The 18,823-nt window shown below is 40.5% G+C and carries 34 protein-coding genes and 1 pseudogene; all 35 read left to right on the forward strand.

Going from position 1 to position 18,823, the window contains the following annotated elements:
- Nucleotides 1-40 precede the first annotated feature (40 nt).
- The 35 genes and pseudogenes from rplC to rpsI all read left to right on the forward strand — a co-directional run bounded on the left by rplC (nucleotide 41) and on the right by rpsI (nucleotide 18,701).
- On the forward strand, nucleotides 41-670 hold the full coding sequence (gene rplC, locus ACHZEU_RS14435) for a 50S ribosomal protein L3 (RefSeq protein ID WP_279493444.1): 630 nt from the start codon (nucleotides 41-43) through the stop codon (nucleotides 668-670).
- A 26-nt stretch (nucleotides 671-696) separates the two neighbouring features.
- A complete protein-coding gene (rplD, locus tag ACHZEU_RS14440) occupies nucleotides 697-1,320 on the forward strand; it encodes a 50S ribosomal protein L4 (protein ID WP_004233626.1) in 624 nt (207 codons plus the stop codon).
- Complete coding sequence (gene rplW / locus ACHZEU_RS14445; RefSeq protein WP_004233628.1) at nucleotides 1,320-1,604, forward strand: 50S ribosomal protein L23; 285 nt, start codon at nucleotides 1,320-1,322, stop codon at nucleotides 1,602-1,604. Before rplD ends, rplW begins: the two co-directional genes overlap by 1 nt.
- 47 nt (nucleotides 1,605-1,651) lie before the next feature.
- Entirely contained in the window at nucleotides 1,652-2,482 is an 831-nt protein-coding gene (gene rplB, locus ACHZEU_RS14450; RefSeq protein WP_009373990.1) for a 50S ribosomal protein L2, read from the forward strand.
- Nucleotides 2,483-2,542: 60 nt separating this feature from the next.
- Entirely contained in the window at nucleotides 2,543-2,821 is a 279-nt protein-coding gene (rpsS, locus tag ACHZEU_RS14455) for a 30S ribosomal protein S19 (RefSeq protein ID WP_004233637.1), read from the forward strand.
- Between the two features lie 22 nt (nucleotides 2,822-2,843).
- A complete protein-coding gene (gene rplV, locus ACHZEU_RS14460) occupies nucleotides 2,844-3,188 on the forward strand; it encodes a 50S ribosomal protein L22 (RefSeq protein WP_404803506.1) in 345 nt (114 codons plus the stop codon).
- A 3-nt stretch (nucleotides 3,189-3,191) separates the two neighbouring features.
- The gene (rpsC, locus tag ACHZEU_RS14465) at nucleotides 3,192-3,845 is read left to right on the forward strand and encodes a 30S ribosomal protein S3 (protein ID WP_004233642.1); all 654 of its coding nucleotides are present in this window, start codon (nucleotides 3,192-3,194) and stop codon (nucleotides 3,843-3,845) included.
- A 1-nt stretch (nucleotide 3,846) separates the two neighbouring features.
- Nucleotides 3,847-4,281, forward strand: coding sequence for a 50S ribosomal protein L16 (rplP, locus tag ACHZEU_RS14470; RefSeq protein WP_004233644.1), 435 nt, complete (start codon nucleotides 3,847-3,849; stop codon nucleotides 4,279-4,281).
- Nucleotides 4,271-4,471, forward strand: a complete 201-nt coding sequence (rpmC, locus tag ACHZEU_RS14475) for a 50S ribosomal protein L29 (RefSeq protein ID WP_004233646.1) — start codon at nucleotides 4,271-4,273, stop codon at nucleotides 4,469-4,471. The genes rplP and rpmC overlap by 11 nt, the downstream gene beginning before the upstream one ends.
- An 18-nt stretch (nucleotides 4,472-4,489) precedes the next feature.
- Entirely contained in the window at nucleotides 4,490-4,753 is a 264-nt protein-coding gene (gene rpsQ, locus ACHZEU_RS14480) for a 30S ribosomal protein S17 (RefSeq protein ID WP_004233648.1), read from the forward strand.
- 43 nt (nucleotides 4,754-4,796) lie between these two features.
- Complete coding sequence (rplN, locus tag ACHZEU_RS14485) at nucleotides 4,797-5,165, forward strand: 50S ribosomal protein L14 (protein ID WP_004233650.1); 369 nt, start codon at nucleotides 4,797-4,799, stop codon at nucleotides 5,163-5,165.
- Nucleotides 5,166-5,200: 35 nt separating this feature from the next.
- A complete protein-coding gene (gene rplX, locus ACHZEU_RS14490) occupies nucleotides 5,201-5,509 on the forward strand; it encodes a 50S ribosomal protein L24 (protein ID WP_004233652.1) in 309 nt (102 codons plus the stop codon).
- 28 nt (nucleotides 5,510-5,537) lie between these two features.
- The gene (gene rplE, locus ACHZEU_RS14495) at nucleotides 5,538-6,077 is read left to right on the forward strand and encodes a 50S ribosomal protein L5 (RefSeq protein WP_004233654.1); all 540 of its coding nucleotides are present in this window, start codon (nucleotides 5,538-5,540) and stop codon (nucleotides 6,075-6,077) included.
- A 21-nt stretch (nucleotides 6,078-6,098) separates the two neighbouring features.
- Nucleotides 6,099-6,284, forward strand: coding sequence for a type Z 30S ribosomal protein S14 (locus ACHZEU_RS14500; protein ID WP_004233656.1), 186 nt, complete (start codon nucleotides 6,099-6,101; stop codon nucleotides 6,282-6,284).
- 29 nt (nucleotides 6,285-6,313) lie between these two features.
- Nucleotides 6,314-6,712: a 30S ribosomal protein S8 gene (rpsH, locus tag ACHZEU_RS14505; protein ID WP_008181717.1), complete on the forward strand. Its 399-nt coding sequence runs from the start codon at nucleotides 6,314-6,316 to the stop codon at nucleotides 6,710-6,712.
- A 30-nt stretch (nucleotides 6,713-6,742) separates the two neighbouring features.
- Nucleotides 6,743-7,282, forward strand: a complete 540-nt coding sequence (gene rplF, locus ACHZEU_RS14510; RefSeq protein ID WP_048395570.1) for a 50S ribosomal protein L6 — start codon at nucleotides 6,743-6,745, stop codon at nucleotides 7,280-7,282.
- 32 nt (nucleotides 7,283-7,314) lie between these two features.
- On the forward strand, nucleotides 7,315-7,674 hold the full coding sequence (rplR, locus tag ACHZEU_RS14515; RefSeq protein ID WP_404803507.1) for a 50S ribosomal protein L18: 360 nt from the start codon (nucleotides 7,315-7,317) through the stop codon (nucleotides 7,672-7,674).
- A gap of 21 nt (nucleotides 7,675-7,695) precedes the next feature.
- The gene (gene rpsE, locus ACHZEU_RS14520) at nucleotides 7,696-8,199 is read left to right on the forward strand and encodes a 30S ribosomal protein S5 (RefSeq protein WP_004233664.1); all 504 of its coding nucleotides are present in this window, start codon (nucleotides 7,696-7,698) and stop codon (nucleotides 8,197-8,199) included.
- A 13-nt stretch (nucleotides 8,200-8,212) separates the two neighbouring features.
- Complete coding sequence (gene rpmD / locus ACHZEU_RS14525) at nucleotides 8,213-8,395, forward strand: 50S ribosomal protein L30 (RefSeq protein WP_004233668.1); 183 nt, start codon at nucleotides 8,213-8,215, stop codon at nucleotides 8,393-8,395.
- 34 nt (nucleotides 8,396-8,429) lie between these two features.
- A complete protein-coding gene (gene rplO, locus ACHZEU_RS14530) occupies nucleotides 8,430-8,870 on the forward strand; it encodes a 50S ribosomal protein L15 (RefSeq protein ID WP_004233670.1) in 441 nt (146 codons plus the stop codon).
- Entirely contained in the window at nucleotides 8,870-10,165 is a 1,296-nt protein-coding gene (secY, locus tag ACHZEU_RS14535) for a preprotein translocase subunit SecY (protein WP_004233672.1), read from the forward strand. Before rplO ends, secY begins: the two co-directional genes overlap by 1 nt.
- Before the next feature lie 70 nt (nucleotides 10,166-10,235).
- Nucleotides 10,236-10,889, forward strand: coding sequence for an adenylate kinase (locus ACHZEU_RS14540; RefSeq protein ID WP_004233689.1), 654 nt, complete (start codon nucleotides 10,236-10,238; stop codon nucleotides 10,887-10,889).
- A 249-nt stretch (nucleotides 10,890-11,138) separates the two neighbouring features.
- Nucleotides 11,139-11,216, forward strand: a pseudogene (locus tag ACHZEU_RS14545) (type I methionyl aminopeptidase); the annotation flags it as partial.
- 86 nt (nucleotides 11,217-11,302) lie between these two features.
- Nucleotides 11,303-11,521: a translation initiation factor IF-1 gene (gene infA / locus ACHZEU_RS14550; protein ID WP_004233690.1), complete on the forward strand. Its 219-nt coding sequence runs from the start codon at nucleotides 11,303-11,305 to the stop codon at nucleotides 11,519-11,521.
- Between the two features lie 37 nt (nucleotides 11,522-11,558).
- Nucleotides 11,559-11,672 (forward strand): 50S ribosomal protein L36, encoded by a 114-nt coding sequence (gene rpmJ, locus ACHZEU_RS14555; protein ID WP_000868344.1) that lies wholly within the window; start codon nucleotides 11,559-11,561, stop codon nucleotides 11,670-11,672.
- A 24-nt stretch (nucleotides 11,673-11,696) separates the two neighbouring features.
- Nucleotides 11,697-12,062 carry a 30S ribosomal protein S13 gene (rpsM, locus tag ACHZEU_RS14560; protein WP_004233729.1) on the forward strand — a complete coding sequence of 122 codons (366 nt, stop codon included), beginning with the start codon at nucleotides 11,697-11,699 and terminating at the stop codon, nucleotides 12,060-12,062.
- A 25-nt stretch (nucleotides 12,063-12,087) separates the two neighbouring features.
- Nucleotides 12,088-12,477 (forward strand): 30S ribosomal protein S11, encoded by a 390-nt coding sequence (rpsK, locus tag ACHZEU_RS14565; protein WP_004233731.1) that lies wholly within the window; start codon nucleotides 12,088-12,090, stop codon nucleotides 12,475-12,477.
- 139 nt (nucleotides 12,478-12,616) lie between these two features.
- On the forward strand, nucleotides 12,617-13,561 hold the full coding sequence (locus tag ACHZEU_RS14570; RefSeq protein ID WP_004233733.1) for a DNA-directed RNA polymerase subunit alpha: 945 nt from the start codon (nucleotides 12,617-12,619) through the stop codon (nucleotides 13,559-13,561).
- A 57-nt stretch (nucleotides 13,562-13,618) separates the two neighbouring features.
- Nucleotides 13,619-13,999 (forward strand): 50S ribosomal protein L17, encoded by a 381-nt coding sequence (rplQ, locus tag ACHZEU_RS14575; protein WP_008181938.1) that lies wholly within the window; start codon nucleotides 13,619-13,621, stop codon nucleotides 13,997-13,999.
- A gap of 426 nt (nucleotides 14,000-14,425) precedes the next feature.
- Nucleotides 14,426-15,271, forward strand: a complete 846-nt coding sequence (locus ACHZEU_RS14580; RefSeq protein WP_048395572.1) for an energy-coupling factor ABC transporter ATP-binding protein — start codon at nucleotides 14,426-14,428, stop codon at nucleotides 15,269-15,271.
- Complete coding sequence (locus tag ACHZEU_RS14585; RefSeq protein ID WP_048395573.1) at nucleotides 15,247-16,119, forward strand: energy-coupling factor ABC transporter ATP-binding protein; 873 nt, start codon at nucleotides 15,247-15,249, stop codon at nucleotides 16,117-16,119. Before ACHZEU_RS14580 ends, ACHZEU_RS14585 begins: the two co-directional genes overlap by 25 nt.
- Nucleotides 16,116-16,913: an energy-coupling factor transporter transmembrane protein EcfT gene (locus tag ACHZEU_RS14590; RefSeq protein WP_048395574.1), complete on the forward strand. Its 798-nt coding sequence runs from the start codon at nucleotides 16,116-16,118 to the stop codon at nucleotides 16,911-16,913. Before ACHZEU_RS14585 ends, ACHZEU_RS14590 begins: the two co-directional genes overlap by 4 nt.
- Nucleotides 16,914-16,926: 13 nt before the next feature.
- The gene (gene truA / locus ACHZEU_RS14595) at nucleotides 16,927-17,667 is read left to right on the forward strand and encodes a tRNA pseudouridine(38-40) synthase TruA (protein WP_048395576.1); all 741 of its coding nucleotides are present in this window, start codon (nucleotides 16,927-16,929) and stop codon (nucleotides 17,665-17,667) included.
- A gap of 178 nt (nucleotides 17,668-17,845) precedes the next feature.
- A complete protein-coding gene (gene rplM, locus ACHZEU_RS14600; protein ID WP_004233742.1) occupies nucleotides 17,846-18,283 on the forward strand; it encodes a 50S ribosomal protein L13 in 438 nt (145 codons plus the stop codon).
- A gap of 25 nt (nucleotides 18,284-18,308) precedes the next feature.
- Entirely contained in the window at nucleotides 18,309-18,701 is a 393-nt protein-coding gene (gene rpsI, locus ACHZEU_RS14605) for a 30S ribosomal protein S9 (RefSeq protein WP_004233744.1), read from the forward strand.
- Nucleotides 18,702-18,823: the final 122 nt, after the last annotated feature.

Raw genomic sequence — 18,823 nt, forward strand, 5'->3', positions numbered from 1 at the left:
AAAACAATATAACTTTTAAAACTTACAGGAGGTGTGACAAATGGCTAAAGGAATCTTAGGTAGAAAAATTGGTATGACACAAGTTTTCGCTGAAAACGGCGATTTAATCCCGGTAACAGTTATCGAAGCTACTCCAAACGTAGTTCTTCAAAAGAAAACTGTTGAGACAGACGGCTACGAAGCAATTCAAGTTGGTTTCGAAGACAAGCGCGTTAAGCTTTCTAACAAACCAGAACAAGGTCACGTAGCAAAAGCGAACACTGCTCCTAAGCGCTTCATTCGTGAATTCCGCAACGTGAACATGGAAGAATACGAAGTTGGTCAAGAAGTCAAAGTAGAAATTTTCGCAGAAGGCGATGTAATCGATGTAACAGGAGTTACTAAAGGTAAAGGTTTCCAAGGTGTTATCAAACGCCACGGACAATCTCGTGGTCCTATGGCCCACGGTTCTCGTTACCACCGTCGTCCTGGTTCAATGGGTCCAGTTGCTCCGAACCGCGTATTCAAACAAAAGAAATTACCTGGTCAAATGGGTGGCAATGTAGTTACAATCCAAAACTTAGAAATCGTGAAAGTTGACACAGATCGTAACTTACTACTTGTTAAAGGTAATGTTCCTGGTTCTAAAAAAGCTCTAGTTACAGTAAAAACTGCAATTAAAGCTAAGTAATCACTTAAGGAAAGGAGGAAACAGGAATGACAAAAGTATCTGTACTTAGTCAAACAGGTGCTTCAGTTGGTGAAATCGAATTAAACGATGCGATCTTCGGAATCGAGCCAAATGAAGCAGTATTATTCGACGCAGTAGTTGCTCAACGCGCTTCTCTTCGTCAAGGTAATCACAAGGTTAAAAACCGTTCTGAAGTTGCTGGTGGTGGTCGTAAACCATGGCGTCAAAAAGGAACTGGTCGTGCTCGTCAAGGTTCTATCCGTTCTCCACAATGGCGCGGCGGTGGTATCGTATTCGGTCCTACTCCACGTAGCTATTCTTATAAATTACCTAAAAAAGTTCGTCGTTTAGCTCTTAAATCTGCTTTATCAGCTAAAGTAGTAGAACAAAACTTCTTAGTTCTTGATGCTCTAACTCTAGCAGCACCAAAAACAAAAGAATTCACAAAAATCCTTAAAGATCTTTCTTTAGAGAAAAAATCTTTATTTGTAACTGCTGACCTAGATGAAAACGTAGCATTATCTGCTCGTAACATCCCAGGTGTAACAGTTTTAACTGCAAACGGAATCAACGTTCTTGATCTATTAGGTCATGATAAAGTTGTATTCACTAAGTCTGCAGTAGAAAAAGTTGAGGAGGTGCTTGGATAATGGAAGCACGTGATATTTTAAAACGTCCGGTCATTACTGAGCGTTCTTCAGAACTTATGGCAGAGAAAAAGTATACTTTCGAAGTAGACACTCGCGCTAACAAAACTCAAGTAAAAGACGCTGTAGAAGAAATCTTTGGCGTAAAAGTTGAGAAAGTAAACGTTCTTAACTACAAAGGTAAATTCAAACGCGTAGGCCGTTACGGTGGTTACACTAACAAACGTCGTAAAGCGATCGTTAAACTAACTGCTGATAGCAAAGAAATTGAATTATTCGAAATGTAATCCTAACGGATTTATGATTTGAACACTCAAGAAGGAGGGAAAACACAATGGCGATTAAAAAGTATAAACCTACCTCTAATGGTCGTCGTAACATGACGTCATTAGACTTTGCGGAAATTACAACTAACAAGCCTGAGAAATCATTGCTTGAACCAACTAAACGCAAAGCTGGTCGTAACAACCAAGGTAAAATCACTGTTCGTCATCATGGTGGTGGTCATAAGAAGCAATACCGTGTTATCGATTTCAAACGTGTTAAAGATGGCATTCCGGCAAAAGTTGCTACTATTGAATATGATCCAAACCGTTCTGCGAATATCGCATTAATCAACTACGCTGATGGAGCAAAAGCTTACATCTTAGCACCAAAAGGTCTAGAGGTTGGTCAAACAATCGTTTCTGGTCCAGATGCTGATATTAAAGTAGGTAACACTTTACCATTAGCAAACATTCCAATGGGTACTACAATCCATAACATCGAGTTAAAACCTGGTAAAGGCGGACAATTAGTACGTTCAGCTGGTACTTCTGCGCAAGTACTTGGTCGTGAAGATAAGTACGTTATCGTTCGTTTACAATCTGGTGAAGTACGTTTAGTTTTAGCTACTTGCCGCGCAACAATCGGTCAAGTTGGTAACGAACAACACGAACTTGTACACATCGGTAAAGCAGGTCGTAGCCGTTGGTTAGGTAAACGCCCAGAAGTTCGTGGTTCTGTAATGAACCCTAACGATCACCCACACGGTGGTGGTGAAGGACGTTCTCCAATCGGACGTAAATCACCAATGACTCCTTGGGGTAAACCAGCACTTGGTTACAAAACTCGCAAGAAGAAAAACAAATCGGATAAATTTATCATCCGTAGTCGTAAAAAATAAAGTGGTTAAACTACGGTTCTATGTGAGAGCCGTGGTGGAATCACGGAGGGAGGTTCCTACATGGGTCGCAGCTTGAAAAAAGGACCTTTTGTCGATGACCACTTAATGAAAAAAGTGGAAGCGCAAGAGGCTTCTGAGAAAAAACAAGTTATCAAAACTTGGTCACGCCGTTCTACAATCTTCCCGAACTTCATCGGTTTAACGATTGCTGTATATGATGGACGTAAACATGTTCCTGTATACGTAACAGAAGATATGGTAGGCCATAAACTTGGTGAGTTCGCACCGACACGTACTTATAAAGGTCACGGTGCAGACGACAAGAAAACAAGACGCTAATTTTGAGAGGAGGTAAATCCTAATGACACAAGCTAAAGCTATCGCTCGTACAGTACGCATTGCTCCTCGCAAAGTACGTCTAGTTGTAGACTTAATCCGAGGTAAGCAAGTTGGTGAAGCAGTTGCAATTTTACGTCATACTCCAAAAGCGGCGTCTCCTGTCGTTTATAAAGTATTAAAATCTGCAGTTGCTAACGCTGAGMACAACTACGATCTTGACATCAACTCTTTAGTAGTTTCTGAAGTATTCGTTGACGAAGGTCCAACTTTAAAACGTTTCCGTCCACGTGCACAAGGACGKGCAAGCGCAATTAACAAACGCACAAGCCACATTACTCTAGTGGTATCTGAGAAGAAGGAGGGTTAATCCGTGGGTCAAAAAGTACATCCAATAGGACTACGCGTTGGTATTATTCGTGACTGGGAGTCAAAATGGTACGCTGAAAAAGACTATGCAACTCTACTTCACGAAGACATCAAAGTGCGTAAATATATTGAAACGGCTCTTAAAGACGCTTCAGTTTCTAAAGTAGAAATCGAACGTGCTGCAAACCGTGTAAACATTACAATTCACACTGCGAAACCAGGTATGGTAATCGGTAAAGGTGGTACTGAAGTTGAAAATCTTCGTAAATACCTTAGCGATTTAACTGGTAAACGTGTACACATCAATATCATTGAAATCAAACGTGCAGATCTTGACGCTCGTCTAGTAGCTGAAAACATCGCTCGTCAATTAGAAAATCGTGTATCATTCCGTCGTGCGCAAAAGCAAGCGATCCAACGCACAATCCGCGCTGGTGCAAAAGGAATTAAAACACAAGTATCTGGTCGTTTAGGTGGCGCTGATATCGCGCGTGCTGAACACTATAGTGAAGGAACTGTTCCACTTCATACTCTACGTGCTGACATCGATTATGCACACGCAGAAGCTGATACTACTTACGGTAAATTAGGCGTTAAAGTATGGATCTACCGTGGTGAAGTTCTTCCTACGAAGAAATCTGTGGAAGGAGGCAAATAATATGTTATTGCCTAAACGCGTTAAATACCGTCGTGAACACCGCGGCAACATGCGTGGCGAAGCGAAAGGCGGTAAAGAAGTAACTTTCGGCGAATGGGGCTTACAAGCTCAAACTGCTAGCTGGATTACTAACCGTCAAATCGAATCTGCTCGTATCGCGATGACTCGTTACATGAAACGTGGCGGTAAAGTTTGGATTAAAATCTTCCCACATAAACCTTACACTAAAAAACCTCTAGAAGTCCGCATGGGTTCTGGTAAAGGTTCTCCTGAAGGTTGGGTAGCAGTAGTTAAACCAGGAAAAGTAATGTTCGAAATTGCTGGCGTATCTGAAGAAGTTGCACGTGAAGCACTTCGTTTAGCATCACACAAACTTCCTGTTAAATGTAAGATCGTAAAACGTCAAGAAACTGGTGGTGAATCTAATGAAAGCTAATGAAATCCGTGACCTTGCTACTTCTGAAATAGAATTAAAAGTGAAATCACTGAAAGAAGAGCTTTTCAACCTTCGCTTCCAATTGGCGACTGGTCAATTAGAAAACACAGCTCGTATTCGTGAAGTGCGTAAAGCAATCGCGCGTATGAAAACTGTTATTCGTGAAAGAGAAATCAGTGCAAATAACTGATAAAGGAGGTTTTCAAGTATGACTGAGCGCAATCAACGCAAAGTTTACACGGGCCGCGTTGTTTCAGATAAAATGGACAAAACTGTTACTGTTTTAGTTGAAACTTACAAAAAGCACAAGCTTTATGGTAAGCGTGTAAAATACTCTAAAAAGTTTAAAGCTCATGATGAGTTAAACACAGCGAAAATCGGTGATATCGTACGTATCATGGAAACTCGCCCGCTATCAGCTACTAAACGTTTCCGTCTAGTAGAAGTTGTAGAAAAAGCGGTTATTATTTAATAACTATTTCGGAACAACCAATTTCCGAAGGGAGGTAACCTAAGTGATCCAACAAGAAAGTCGTATGAAAGTTGCTGACAACTCAGGTGCACGTGAAGTTCTTACAATTAAAGTGCTTGGTGGCTCTGGCCGTAAAACTGCTAACATCGGTGATATCGTTGTTTGTACAGTTAAGAAAGCAACACCAGGTGGCGTTGTCAAGAAGGGTGACGTTGTTAAAGCTGTTATCGTTCGTACTAAATCAGGCGTTCGTCGTAAAGACGGCACGTACATCAAATTTGATGAAAATGCTTGTGTAATTATTCGTGATGATAAATCACCACGCGGAACTCGTATTTTCGGACCTGTTGCACGTGAACTACGTGACAGCAACTTCATGAAAATCGTTTCTCTAGCTCCAGAAGTTCTTTAATTTCATGACAGTGCCAATCAAGGAGGTGCGACAGCATGCATGTAAAAAAAGGTGACAAGGTTAAGGTAATCACTGGTAAGGATAAAGGCAAAGAAGGCGTAATCCTTGCTGCTTTCCCAAAACAAGATCGCGTTCTTGTTGAAGGTGTGAACATCGTGAAAAAACACGTTAAACCTAACCAATTGAATCCACAAGGTGGTATTGTTAGCCAAGAGGCTGCAATTCACGTTTCGAACGTAATGCTAATCGATCCTAAATCTGGCGAGCCGACTCGTGTAGGTTATAAAATCGAAAACGGTAAAAAAGTTCGTGTAGCAAAAAAATCAGGTGCAGTAATCGACTAATTAGTATAAATAGAAGGGAGGTACACACATGAGCCGCCTAAAAGAAAAATATTTAAATGAAGTTTCTCCAGCTCTTATGAGCAAATTTGGATATAAATCAGTTATGCAACTACCGAAAGTTGAGAAAATCGTTATCAACATGGGTGTTGGTGATGCAGTTCAAAACTCTAAAGCGTTAGATGCAGCTGTTGAAGAATTAACAATTATCACTGGTCAAAAACCAGTAGTAACTAAAGCTAAAAAATCGATCGCAGGTTTCCGTCTTCGTGAAGGTATGCCTATCGGTGCTAAAGTTACATTACGCGGTGAGCGTATGTATGAATTCTTGGACAAATTAATTTCTATCTCACTACCTCGTGTACGTGACTTCCGTGGTGTTTCTAAAAAAGCATTCGATGGTCGCGGTAACTACACTCTAGGTGTTAAAGAACAATTAATTTTCCCAGAAATCGATTACGATAAAGTTTCAAAAGTACGCGGTATGGACATCGTGATCGTAACGACAGCGAACTCTGACGAAGAAGCTCGCGAGTTATTGACACAATTCGGTATGCCGTTCCAAAAGTAATCAAACAAGGAGGGCGAAAACGTGGCTAAAAAATCTATGATCGTTAAACAACAACGTAAGCAAAAGTTTAAAGTGCAAGAGTATACACGTTGTGAACGCTGTGGTCGTCCACATTCAGTATATCGCAAATTCAAACTTTGCCGTATTTGTTTCCGAGAACTTGCATATAAGGGACAAATTCCTGGCGTGAAAAAAGCCAGCTGGTAATCCCCTAATTTGGGAAGGAGGTAAATGTAATGACAATGACTGATCCGATTGCAGATATGCTTACTCGCATTCGTAATGCGAACATGGTTCGTCACGAGAAGTTAGAAGTACCAGCTTCCAACGTGAAAAAAGAAATCGCTGAAATTTTAAAGCGTGAAGGTTTCGTACGTGACGTAGAATACGTGGAAGACAACAAACAAGGTATCATCCGTATTTTCTTAAAATATGGAAAAGATAACGAGCGCGTTATCACTGGCTTAAAACGTATTTCTAAACCTGGTTTACGTGTATATGCTAAAACAAATGAAGTACCTAAAGTATTGAACGGTCTTGGTATCGCTTTAGTGTCAACTTCACAAGGTTTATTAACAGATAAAGAAGCTCGCGCTAAACAAGTTGGCGGCGAAGTTCTAGCATACGTTTGGTAATTAGCAATAAATGAATGGAGGTGCAACTAAATGTCTCGTGTAGGTAAAAAAATTATCGAGGTACCAGCTAACGTAACTGTTACTGTTGCAGCTGACAACACTGTTACTGTTAAAGGTCCTAAAGGCGAACTTGTTCGTTCTTTCCACCAAGATATGAAAATTGAGCAAGAGGGTAACGTAATCACTGTAGTACGTCCTTCTGATTCAAAAGAACACCGCACAAACCACGGTACTACTCGTGCGCTTCTTGCGAACATGGTTACTGGTGTTTCTGCAGGTTTCGAAAAAGCTTTAGAACTTATCGGTGTTGGTTACCGTGCGCAATTACAAGGTAATAAACTTGTACTTAACGTAGGTTACTCTCATCCAGTAGAGTTCACACCTGAAGATGGTCTACAAATTGAAGTTCCTTCAAACACAAAGATCATCGTTAAAGGTATCAGCAAAGAACGCGTTGGTGCTCTTGCATCTAACATCCGTGACGTTCGTCCACCAGAGCCTTATAAAGGTAAAGGTATTCGTTATGAAGGCGAATATGTTCGTCGTAAAGAAGGTAAAACAGGTAAATAATGCAGCTTAAGCATTAGAAAGGAGTGACCCTTGTGATTACGAAACAAGATAAAAATCAGGTTCGTAAAAAACGTCATGCTCGCGTTCGTTCTAAAATTTCGGGTACTGCTCAGCGTCCACGCTTAAACGTATTCCGTTCTAACAWGAACATTTACGCGCAACTTATCGATGACGTAGCAGGCGTAACAATTGTTAGCGCATCTTCTCAAGAAAATGGTTTCGAAGGTGCTGGTAGCAATGTTGACGCAGCAACTAAAGTCGGTGAAACAATCGCAAAACGCGCTGCGGAAAAAAATATTACTGCTGTAGTATTTGACCGTGGTGGTTACTTATATCATGGACGTGTTAAAGCTTTAGCTGAAGCTGCACGTGAGAACGGTTTAGAATTTTAATAAGAAGGAGGGACACATTTCATGAGTCGTATTGACGCAAACAAACTTGGAGAACTTGAAGAACGCGTAGTTACTATTAACCGCGTTGCTAAAGTTGTTAAAGGTGGACGTCGCTTCCGCTTCACAGCATTAGTTGTAGTTGGCGATAGAAACGGTCATGTAGGTTTCGGTACTGGTAAAGCTCAAGAGGTGCCAGATGCTATCCGCAAAGCTGTTGAAGATGCGAAGAAAAACTTAATCGAAGTGCCACGCGTAGGTGGAACAACTCCACACTTAGTGCAAGGTCGCTTTGGTGCAGGAGAAATCCTAATCAAACCTGCTGCTCCTGGTACAGGGGTTATCGCTGGTGGTCCAGTACGTGCTGTACTAGAACTTGCTGGTATTACTGATATTCTTTCAAAATCACTTGGATCTAACACACCAATTAACATGGTGCGTGCAACAATTCAAGGTTTAACTGAATTAAAACGCGTAGAGGACGTAGCTAAATTACGTGGTAAATCAGTGGAAGAACTATTAGGATAAGGGGGGAAAGATAATGGCTAACAAATTAGAAATCACCCTTACTAAATCTGTGATTGGTACTAAACCTGCACAACGCAAAACTGTTGAAGCTTTAGGTTTACGTAAATTACACCAAACTGTAGAGAAAGCTGATAACGCAGCTACTCGCGGTATGCTTGATAAAGTAGCTCACTTAGTTACTGTAAAAGAAATTTAATTTCCAATTATTGAACAAGGAGGTGCCACCCACTATGAAACTGCATGAGTTAAAACCAGCAGAAGGTTCTCGTAAGCAACGCAACCGCGTTGGTCGTGGTATCGGTTCTGGTAACGGTAAAACAGCAGGTAAAGGTCATAAAGGTCAAAACGCTCGTTCTGGTGGCGGTGTACGCCCAGGCTTTGAAGGCGGTCAGAACCCATTATTCCGTCGTTTACCAAAACGTGGCTTTACGAACATTAACCGTAAAGAATACGCGATCGTTAACCTTGATGCTTTAAACCGTTTCGAAGACGGTGCAGAGGTAACTGCTGCATTATTACTTGAAACTGGTCTAGTGAGCAATGAAAAAGCTGGAATTAAAGTTCTAGGCAACGGAACTCTTAATAAAAAGCTTACTGTCAAAGCTCATAAATTCTCAGCTTCAGCGAAAGAAGCAATCGAGAATGCCGGCGGAACTACTGAGGTGATTTAATGTTTCAGACAATCTCTAACTTTATGCGTGTTCGAGATATAAGAAATAAAATCATTTTCACACTTTTAATGTTAATCGTTTTTCGTATTGGAACTTTCATTCCAGTACCTAACGTTGACGCTAATGTATTAAAGGCAACTGATGAGTTTAACCTCGTTGGTTTCCTGAATACTTTTGGCGGTGGTGCTTTAAAGAACTTCTCCATCTTTGCAATGGGGATTATGCCTTACATCACAGCCTCAATTATTGTTCAGTTATTGCAAATGGACGTAGTACCGAAGTTTGCTGAGTGGGCAAAGCAAGGTGAAGTCGGAAGACGTAAACTTGCGCAATTTACACGCTACTTTACTATTATTCTTGCTTTTATTCAATCATTCGCGATGTCATTTGGTTTTAATAGAATGTATGGCGGGTCATTGATTAAGGAAGAAGGGGTTTTAACATATGTTATAATCTCTATTGTATTAACAGCGGGTACAGCATTCCTAGTATGGCTTGCTGATCAAATTACTGCGCATGGCGTTGGTAATGGTATTTCTGTTGTAATCTTCGCAGGTATCGTTGCGGCATTACCTACAGGTATCAACCAAATCTATGCACAACAAATCGAGGGTGCGGGTGATAAGCTATTTATCAACCTAATTATCCTTGGTCTACTTGTTTTAATCTTGCTTGCGGTTGTTATTGGAGTTATCTACGTGCAACAAGCACTACGTAAAATTCCAATTCAATATGCAAAACGAGTTACTGGGCGAAATCAACAAACTGGTGGTCAACAAACTCATTTACCGTTAAAAGTAAATGCTGCAGGGGTTATTCCTGTAATCTTTGCTTCAGCGTTTCTGATGACACCTCGTACGTTAGTTCCGTTCTTCGGTGAAAATAATGTTACAACTTTCATTAATAACACGTTTGATCATACAAAACCTGTTGGAATGATTATTTATGTGGCATTAATCATCGCATTCACATATTTCTATGCATTCGTACAAGTGAATCCAGAAAATGTGGCAGATAACTTGAAAAAGCAAGGTGCTTATATTCCAGGTATTCGTCCTGGTGAAAACACTCAAACGTATTTAACAAGCGTGTTATATCGTCTGACATTTGTCGGCGCGATTTTCTTAACTGTTATTTCAGTAATGCCGGTTATATTCATAAACTTTATGAATCTACCTGCCTCAGTGCAGATCGGTGGTACTAGTATTATTATCGTAGTCGGCGTAGCGCTCGAAACGATGAAGCAGCTAGAATCTCAACTTGTTAAACGTCACTACAAAGGCTTTATGAAATAATGTTGGTTTTTAGGGAACGTTCCATCGTTTCCTTTAATCAGCAAACCTTTTGTGGGAGGAATATTTCCTAATGAATATCGTTTTAATGGGTCTGCCAGGTGCTGGTAAAGGTACGCAGGCAGATAAAATTGTTGAGAAGTACGCAATTCCTCATATTTCTACAGGCGATATGTTCCGTGCTGCAATTAAAGAAGGTACTGAACTAGGCTTACAAGCTAAGTCGTTTATGGATCAAGGTGCACTTGTACCTGATGAAGTAACGATTGGTATTGTTCGTGAGCGACTGGCTAAACCTGATTGTGAAAAAGGATTCTTATTAGATGGTTTCCCACGTACTGTTCCTCAAGCTGAAGCCTTAGATAGCATTCTTGCTGACCTAGGTAAAGCTATTGAGCATACATTAAACATTCAAGTTGAAAAGGATGAGTTAATTGCTCGTCTTTCAGGTAGACGTATTTGTAAAACTTGTGGTACATCCTATCATTTAATTTTCAATCCTCCTGCTGAGGAAGGGAAATGTGATAAAGATGGTGGCGAGCTTTATACACGTGCAGATGATAATCCTGAAACGGTTGCGAACCGTCTGGAAGTAAATATGAAACAAGCACAACCTCTACTTGATTTCTATCAAGCTAAAGGCGTGTTAACTAATATAGATGGACAGCAAGATATTAACAAAGTGTTTGCTGATCTTGATGCTCTATTACAGAGCAGCCGCAGCTGATACCCGGCTCCGGGCGCAGAGTACTGCTTCCGCGGGAGGCATGCGGGAGCAACAACGAAACATAATTTTTTTGAGAGTTGCAAAAGCATATTGTGCCCGGTATATATTTCTTCTTAAAAGTGCAACATACCTTTTGGAGGAGTATAATGGGTTTCGTGGAAGCATCTGTGTAACGGGTATGAATATCTCATCCAAGACATTCCGGTATTCGTGTAAACATGGGAGATTCAGTGCCCTTACTGGTTCTGTATATTCCGTGGATTGTGTGAAGCGAAACCAGACGAGCGTCTTTCAAACATCTCTCATACAATCCAAACATATGTTGAAACGAGGTTGCTTCTAAAGTTGCAGCAGATATCCGTTTGATGTAACGATGAGAACTTTAATTTGCATATAGAGAGGAGACAGAGTAGATGGCGAAAGATGATGTAATTGAAGTCGAAGGGACAGTTGTTGAGACTTTGCCAAACGCGATGTTTAAGGTAGAATTAGAAAATGGACATGTGATTCTAGCACACGTATCTGGTAAGATTCGTATGCACTTTATCCGTATTCTACCTGGAGATAAGGTTACTATTGAGTTATCTCCTTATGATTTAACTCGCGGTCGTATCACATACCGTTTTAAATAATCTTTTGCGCTCCGGACTACTAAGGAGGTTAGGTTAGATGAAAGTGAGACCATCTGTGAAACCGATCTGCGAAAAATGTAAAGTAATTCGCCGACGCGGTAAAGTAATGGTAATCTGTGAAAATCCTAAACATAAACAAAAACAAGGTTAATTCTAAAGGAGGTGCACAACGTACATGGCACGTATTGCTGGTGTTGATATTCCTCGCGACAAACGCGTGGTAATTTCATTAACGTACATTTTCGGTATTGGTAAAACTACAGCTCAGAAAGTACTAGCTGATGCAGGTATTTCAGAAGATACACGCGTACGCGACTTAACTGAAGATGAGTTAAACAAAATCCGTGAACAATTAGATTCATACAAACTTGAAGGTGACTTACGTCGCGAAACTTCATTAAATATTAAACGTCTGATGGAAATCGGTTCATTCCGTGGTATCCGTCACCGTCGTGGCTTACCTGTTCGTGGTCAAAATACGAAGAACAATGCGCGTACGCGTAAAGGTCCTCGTAAAACAGTTGCGAACAAGAAAAAATAATTGGTAAAGGAGGTTCCTTCTTAACATGGCTCGTAAACAACAAACTCGTAAACGTCGTGTGAAAAAGAATATCGAATCTGGTATCGCACACATTCGTTCTACATTTAACAATACAATCGTAACGATTACAGATATGCAAGGTAACGCTGTATCTTGGTCAAGTGCTGGTGCTCTTGGTTTCCGTGGTTCACGTAAATCTACACCATTCGCTGCTCAAATGGCTGCAGAAACTGCTGCTAAAACATCCCTTGAACATGGTCTGAAAACGTTGGAAGTAACTGTTAAAGGTCCTGGTGCTGGTCGTGAAGCTGCTATTCGTGCACTTCAAGCTGCTGGTTTAGAAGTAACTGCTATTAAAGACGTTACTCCAGTTCCTCATAATGGTTGCCGTCCGCCAAAACGTCGTCGCGTGTAATGGGTGCGTCTCATATTGTATGAGAACATCATTTTTTGTACAGACTGTCTTGTGCAGATAATAAACGATACGTCATTGACGATCGAATCTATGATGGAAAGAACCTATACATTCGATGTTTTGAAGGAGGGTAAATAAAATGATCGAAATTGAAAAACCAAAGATTGAAACGGTGGAGATCAGCGAAGATTCCAAATATGGAAAGTTTGTTGTAGAACCGCTTGAACGCGGATATGGAAACACTTTGGGTAATTCTTTACGTCGTATCCTTCTGTCTTCATTACCAGGAGCTGCTGTCACTTCAATTCAAATTGATGGTGTTCTTCACGAATTCTCAACTGTAGAAGGCGTAGTAGAAGATGTAGCTTCAATCATTTTGAACGTGAAAAAACTAGCTCTTAAAATCTACTCTGACGAAGAAAAAGTTATTGAGATTGATGTTAAAGGCGATGGTACAGTTACGGCTGCTGACATTACACATGACAGTGACGTAGAAATTTTAAACCCAGATCTATATATTGCAACAATCGCTAAAAACGGTCATTTACGTATGCGTATGTATGCACAACGCGGCCGTGGTTACACTCCTGCTGATCAAAACAAACGTGAGGATCTTCCTATCGGCGTGATCCCGATCGACTCTATTTACACTCCAGTATCACGCGTCAATTTCCAAGTGGAAAATACTCGTGTTGGTCAGTCTTCTGACTACGACAAACTTTCTCTTGATGTGTGGACAGATGGCAGCATCGGTCCGAAAGAGGCGATTTCGCTCGGAGCAAAAATTTTAACCGAGCATCTTAACATCTTCGTTGGCATGACAGATGAGGCACAAACTGCTGAAATCATGGTCGAAAAAGAAGAAGATCAAAAAGAAAAAGTTTTAGAGATGACTATCGAAGAGCTTGATCTTTCTGTTCGTTCTTATAACTGTTTAAAACGCGCTGGTATTAATACAGTACTAGAACTTGCGAATAAATCAGAAGACGACATGATGAAAGTTCGTAACCTTGGACGCAAGTCATTAGAAGAAGTAAAAGCGAAGTTAGAAGAGCTTGGTTTAGGATTACGCAAAGAAGACTAAGCGATTTAAACACAACTAACAAGATCAGATTTTTTTCTATAAAGGAGGGAAACATCCATGGGTTACAGAAAACTTGGTCGTACAAGTTCTCAACGTAAAGCGATGTTACGTGACTTAGCTACTGATTTAATCATCAACGAGCGTATCGAAACTACTGAGGCTCGCGCTAAAGAAGTACGTAAAGCTGTTGAAAAAATGATTACTTTAGGTAAACGCGGAGATTTACATGCACGCCGTCAAGCTGCTGCATTTATCCGTCGTGAACTAGTAACAACGACTGATGCAGAAGGTAACGAATCAACATCATTTGCACTTCAAAAGTTATTTGATGATGTTGCACCACGTTATGCTGAGCGTCAAGGTGGTTACACTCGTATTCTTAAAGTAGGTCCTCGTCGTGGCGACGGTGCACCTGTTGTTGTGATTGAACTAGTTTAATCATAAGAGAAAACTTGTGGTGAAGAGGGTGGGAATCACCACCCTCTTTCTTTATAAATGATTTATACGACAAATAATTAAGCTGAGCGTTATGATGAGCGGACACTTATTAGTGTGGCGTCTCGTTTAGCTCTCCGCACCTCATTCAGGAGAAATAAGGGCTTGAGCACCCATATTTCTTGTAAATGTAACGACTAGCGCATTTCTATCGAATGAGGTGCGCGCTTTTTTATTAGATTAGATGGCGCCAATTTGTGGTGCTTTTTTTAATATATGGGTGTTATCTTGTTATTTATTAAACCAATATCAATTTGAGTTGTTATTGTAGTATTTTTCTTTTATCGACATACGGATTGTAGTAGAATTCATACATAAAAAAGTGTAAGTTAATTAGTAGAGCTGAGCGTAGGGAGAGGAGTTCTAGATATGCCTGAAATTTTATCTTTAAATAATGTAACTTTTTCATATACACCAGAAAATCCAAATATTCGTAATGCTGTTGAAAATGTTAGCTTTGCTGTGGAAGAAGGTGAGTGGATTGCTATAGTAGGACATAATGGTTCTGGTAAGTCCACTATTGCCAAGCTGATGAATGGTTTATTGTTTCCTCAACATGGAGATGTACGAATATTGCGAGAACCCTTGAATGAAGAAAATCTTTGGGAATCTCGCTCCTTAATGGGAATGGTCTTTCAAAACCCTGACAATCAATTCGTTGGAGCAACGGTACAGGATGATGTAGCATTTGCCTTGGAAAACAACGGTATCCCCTTTGAAGAAATGGTAAAACGTGTACATGCGGCACTCGAACAGGTAAAAATGAGTCAGTTTTTAGACCATGAGCCACATCATTTATCTGGTGGACAAAAACAGCGTGTAGCCATTGCTGGGGCACTTGCATTAAAGCCGAAGCTTTTAATTTTAGATGAGGCTACATCCATGTTAGATCCTCAGGGGCGTGCAGAGGTGTTACAAACGGTTCAAACATTACGTGCAGAAACAGGATTAACAGTTTTATCTATTACCCATGATTTAGAAGAGGCAATGTTAGCGGATCGTGTTCTTTTTATGAATGATGGTAAGAAATTTGCAGAAGGTACACCTGCTGAAATCTTTGCACTTGGGGACAAGCTAGTTGAATTTGGACTAGATTTGCCATTTGCCTTGAAGTTATCAAAGCTATTGCAAAAGGAAGGTGTTCCATTAATGGGGCAACATATGACAGAAGAAGAGTTGGTGAATGATTTATGGACATCAAACTTCAACAAGTAAGCTATGCCTATGCACAAGGAACGCCCTTTGAAAAACGGGCATTATTCGATGTGGATTTTGACATTCCATCTCATACTTATCAAGCGATAATTGGCCATACCGGTTCTGGGAAATCAACGATTTTGCAGCATTTTAACGCGCTTCTAAGACCTACTTCAGGAGAAGTACATATAGGGGATCGTCTTATTGTAGCTGGGAAAAAAGCAAAGGATTTAAAAACTGTAAGACAAAAGGTCGGCATTGTCTTTCAATTTCCAGAGCATCAACTATTTGAAGAAACCGTGTTGAAGGACATTATGTTTGGCCCAATGAACTTTGGTATATCAGAGGAGGAGGCTGAAGCTCGTGCAAGAGAACTTGTCAGCTTAGTCGGTTTGCCAGATAACGTTTTGGATAAATCACCGTTTGATTTATCAGGTGGTCAAATGCGTCGAGTAGCGATTGCAGGCGTTTTGGCGATGGACCCTGAGGTTATTGTCTTAGATGAACCAACAGCAGGTCTTGATCCACGTGGTCAAAAGGAAATTATGGATATGTTTTATCAGCTCCATCAAGAACGTCATCTCACAACCATTCTAGTAACCCATAGTATGGAGGATGCAGCTCGATATGCAGATAATATTGTGATTATGCATGAAGGAAAGAATGTCTTAAGTGGATCACCACGAGTTATTTTTAAAGATGTTGCAACATTAAAGGAATTCCGTTTAGAGCCACCACGTATTGTCCGCTTTCAGCAAAGGATTGAGCACATGATGGGGCATTCCTTGTCTAAGGTTTGCTTAACAGAGGAAGAGCTTGCTGCTGAAATTGCTCAAGCCCTTAGAGAGGAGCGTGCAGAGTCATGATGGAAAAAATGATCTTTGGTCGCTTCTTACCTGGTGATTCACCTGTACACAAACTTGATCCACGGTCAAAGCTGATCTTTGTGTTCGCCTTTATTATTATTGTGTTTTTAGCCAATAATACCGTGACATATGCTATGTTACTCGCATTCACGCTACTGATTGTATTAGTATCGCGCATTCGTCTATACTTTTTAATAAATGGACTCAAACCAGTACTCTTTTTGATGGCCTTCACATTCCTTCTCCATATTTTCATGACGAAGGAAGGCGTCCCTGTGTTTGAATCAAACTTCATTACGATTTATGACGAAGGGATTAGGCGAGGAATATTTATCTCAATTCGTTTTCTAGTATTAGTATTTATGACGTCAATCTTAACGTTAACTACATCGCCGATTTCCATTACAGATGGTATCGAGGTTCTACTGAATCCCTTAAAAGCAATAAAAGTACCCGTACATGAATTGGCTTTAATGATGTCCATCTCATTACGCTTTATTCCAACCTTAATGGATGAGACGGATAAAATTATGAAGGCACAAATGGCAAGAGGCTCTGATTTATCATCTGGGCCAATTAAGGACCGTATAAAGGCAGTAGTACCATTGCTTGTGCCTCTCTTTGTCAGTGCATTTAAACGGGCTGAGGATTTAGCAACAGCGATGGAAGTAAGAGGCTATCGCGGTGGTGAAGGACGCACTAGGTACCGTAGGTTAAAATGGGATATGGGGGACACATTTGCGATTGTGTTATTAGTAGCAATAGGCGTATTGCTATTCTTCTATAGAAGTTAAAGGAGTAGGCTATATGCGACGATTAAAAGTAATTATAAGCTATGATGGCACACTTTTTTCGGGCTATCAGGTACAGCCAGGTGAACGCACAGTGCAGGCTGAGCTTGAGCGTGTTCTAGCTATTATGCATAAGGGAGAACAGGTTAAGGTAACTGCAAGTGGTCGTACAGATGCTAAAGTACATGCGACAGGGCAAACATTGCATTTCGACACACCACTTGTCATTCCAGCAGAAAAATATAGTAAGGCTTTGAATGTGCAACTGCCAAGAGATATTCGTGTATTATCGGTTGAGGAAGTGGCACATGACTTTCATGCGCGTTACGATGTGGCTGGAAAAAGATATCGCTATATTTGGTCTTGTGAGCCTATCCAAAGTCCATTCCGCAGATATTATACTGTGGAGACCAATGGGGTCAAACCTAACGTAGAGGCGATGCAAGAGGCAGCTAAGGCTATTATTGGTACACATGACTTTTCTTGTTTTTGCGCGGCGAATACAAGCGTGAAAGATAAAGTACGCACAGTAACATTGTTACAATTTGAATGGCATGGTGAAGAGCTACATATGGTGATTGAAGGGAATGGCTTCTTATATAATATGGTACGTATTATTGCAGGTACTCTTTGGGAGGTTGGGATAGGTCGGCGTAAGATTGACAATGTGTCCCATGTAGTTGCTTCAGGTAATCGTGATAAGGCAGGAAAAACCGCTCCACCACAAGGGCTATACTTAGAAAAAGTATTCTATTAGTGGCGTTCTATAATTCTGAACAACTTCACCAGGTGTTTAATGAAATTGCTTGACTTTAAAAGTCATTCATTATATGATAACAGATGGTATTTTCATTACCACCACAAATAAGCCCCGAAACTTATAGTGTAGTCTAATGAAAAATAACGGTAATCGAATCGATTAGGAGGATATATACATGCGTACAACATTCATGGCTAAAGGTCACGAAGTAGACCGTAAATGGTTAGTAGTTGATGCAGAAGGCCAAACTCTTGGACGTTTAGCTTCTGAAGTAGCTGCAATCTTACGTGGTAAACATAAACCAACATTCACACCAAACGTTGACACAGGTGATCACGTAATCATCATCAACGCTGACAAAATCCATTTAACTGGTAACAAATTAGAGGGTAAATTATACCGTCACCACACTCAATTTGCGGGTGGTTTAAAAACACGTACTGCTGGTGAAATGCTAGATAAGTACCCAACAAGAATGATCGAATTAGCAGTTAAAGGAATGCTTCCTAAAAACTCTTTAGGTCGCAAAATGTTCACTAAACTTAATGTTTACACTGGAACAGAGCATCCACATGCTGCACAAAAACCAGAAGCATACGAGCTTCGCGGATAATATAAATTAAGAGGAGGATATTACTTTGGCACAAGTTCAATACATCGGCACTGGTCGCCGTAAAAGCTCTGTAGCTCGCGTACGTTTAGTACCAGGTACAGGTAAAATTGTTATCAACAAACGTGAAATCGAAGAATACGTACCATTCGCTGCATTACGCGAAGTAATTAAACAACCATTAGTAGCTACTGAAACTACAGGAAGCTATGATATCCACGTAAACGTTAACGGTGGTGGATACACTGGTCAAGCTGGTGCTGTTCGTCACGGTATCGCTCGTGCTCTACTTCAAGTAGACCCAGATTTCCGTGCTGCATTAAAATCAGCTGGATTACTTACTCGTGATTCACGCATGAAAGAACGTAAAAAACCAGGTCTACGCGGCGCTCGTCGTGCACCTCAGTTCTCAAAACGTTAATATCGTTGTTATATCAACGATTTCAAGCTCTTCTCAGGTTTACCTGAGAGGAGCTTTTTTTACGTCGATAACAAAAACAATATGATTTGTTCAGAATTTGTTTAACAGCCCTATGATAGGAT

The organism is Lysinibacillus sp. S1 (assembly GCF_044986265.1).
Taxonomy (GTDB): Bacteria; Bacillota; Bacilli; order Bacillales_A; family Planococcaceae; genus Lysinibacillus; species Lysinibacillus capsici.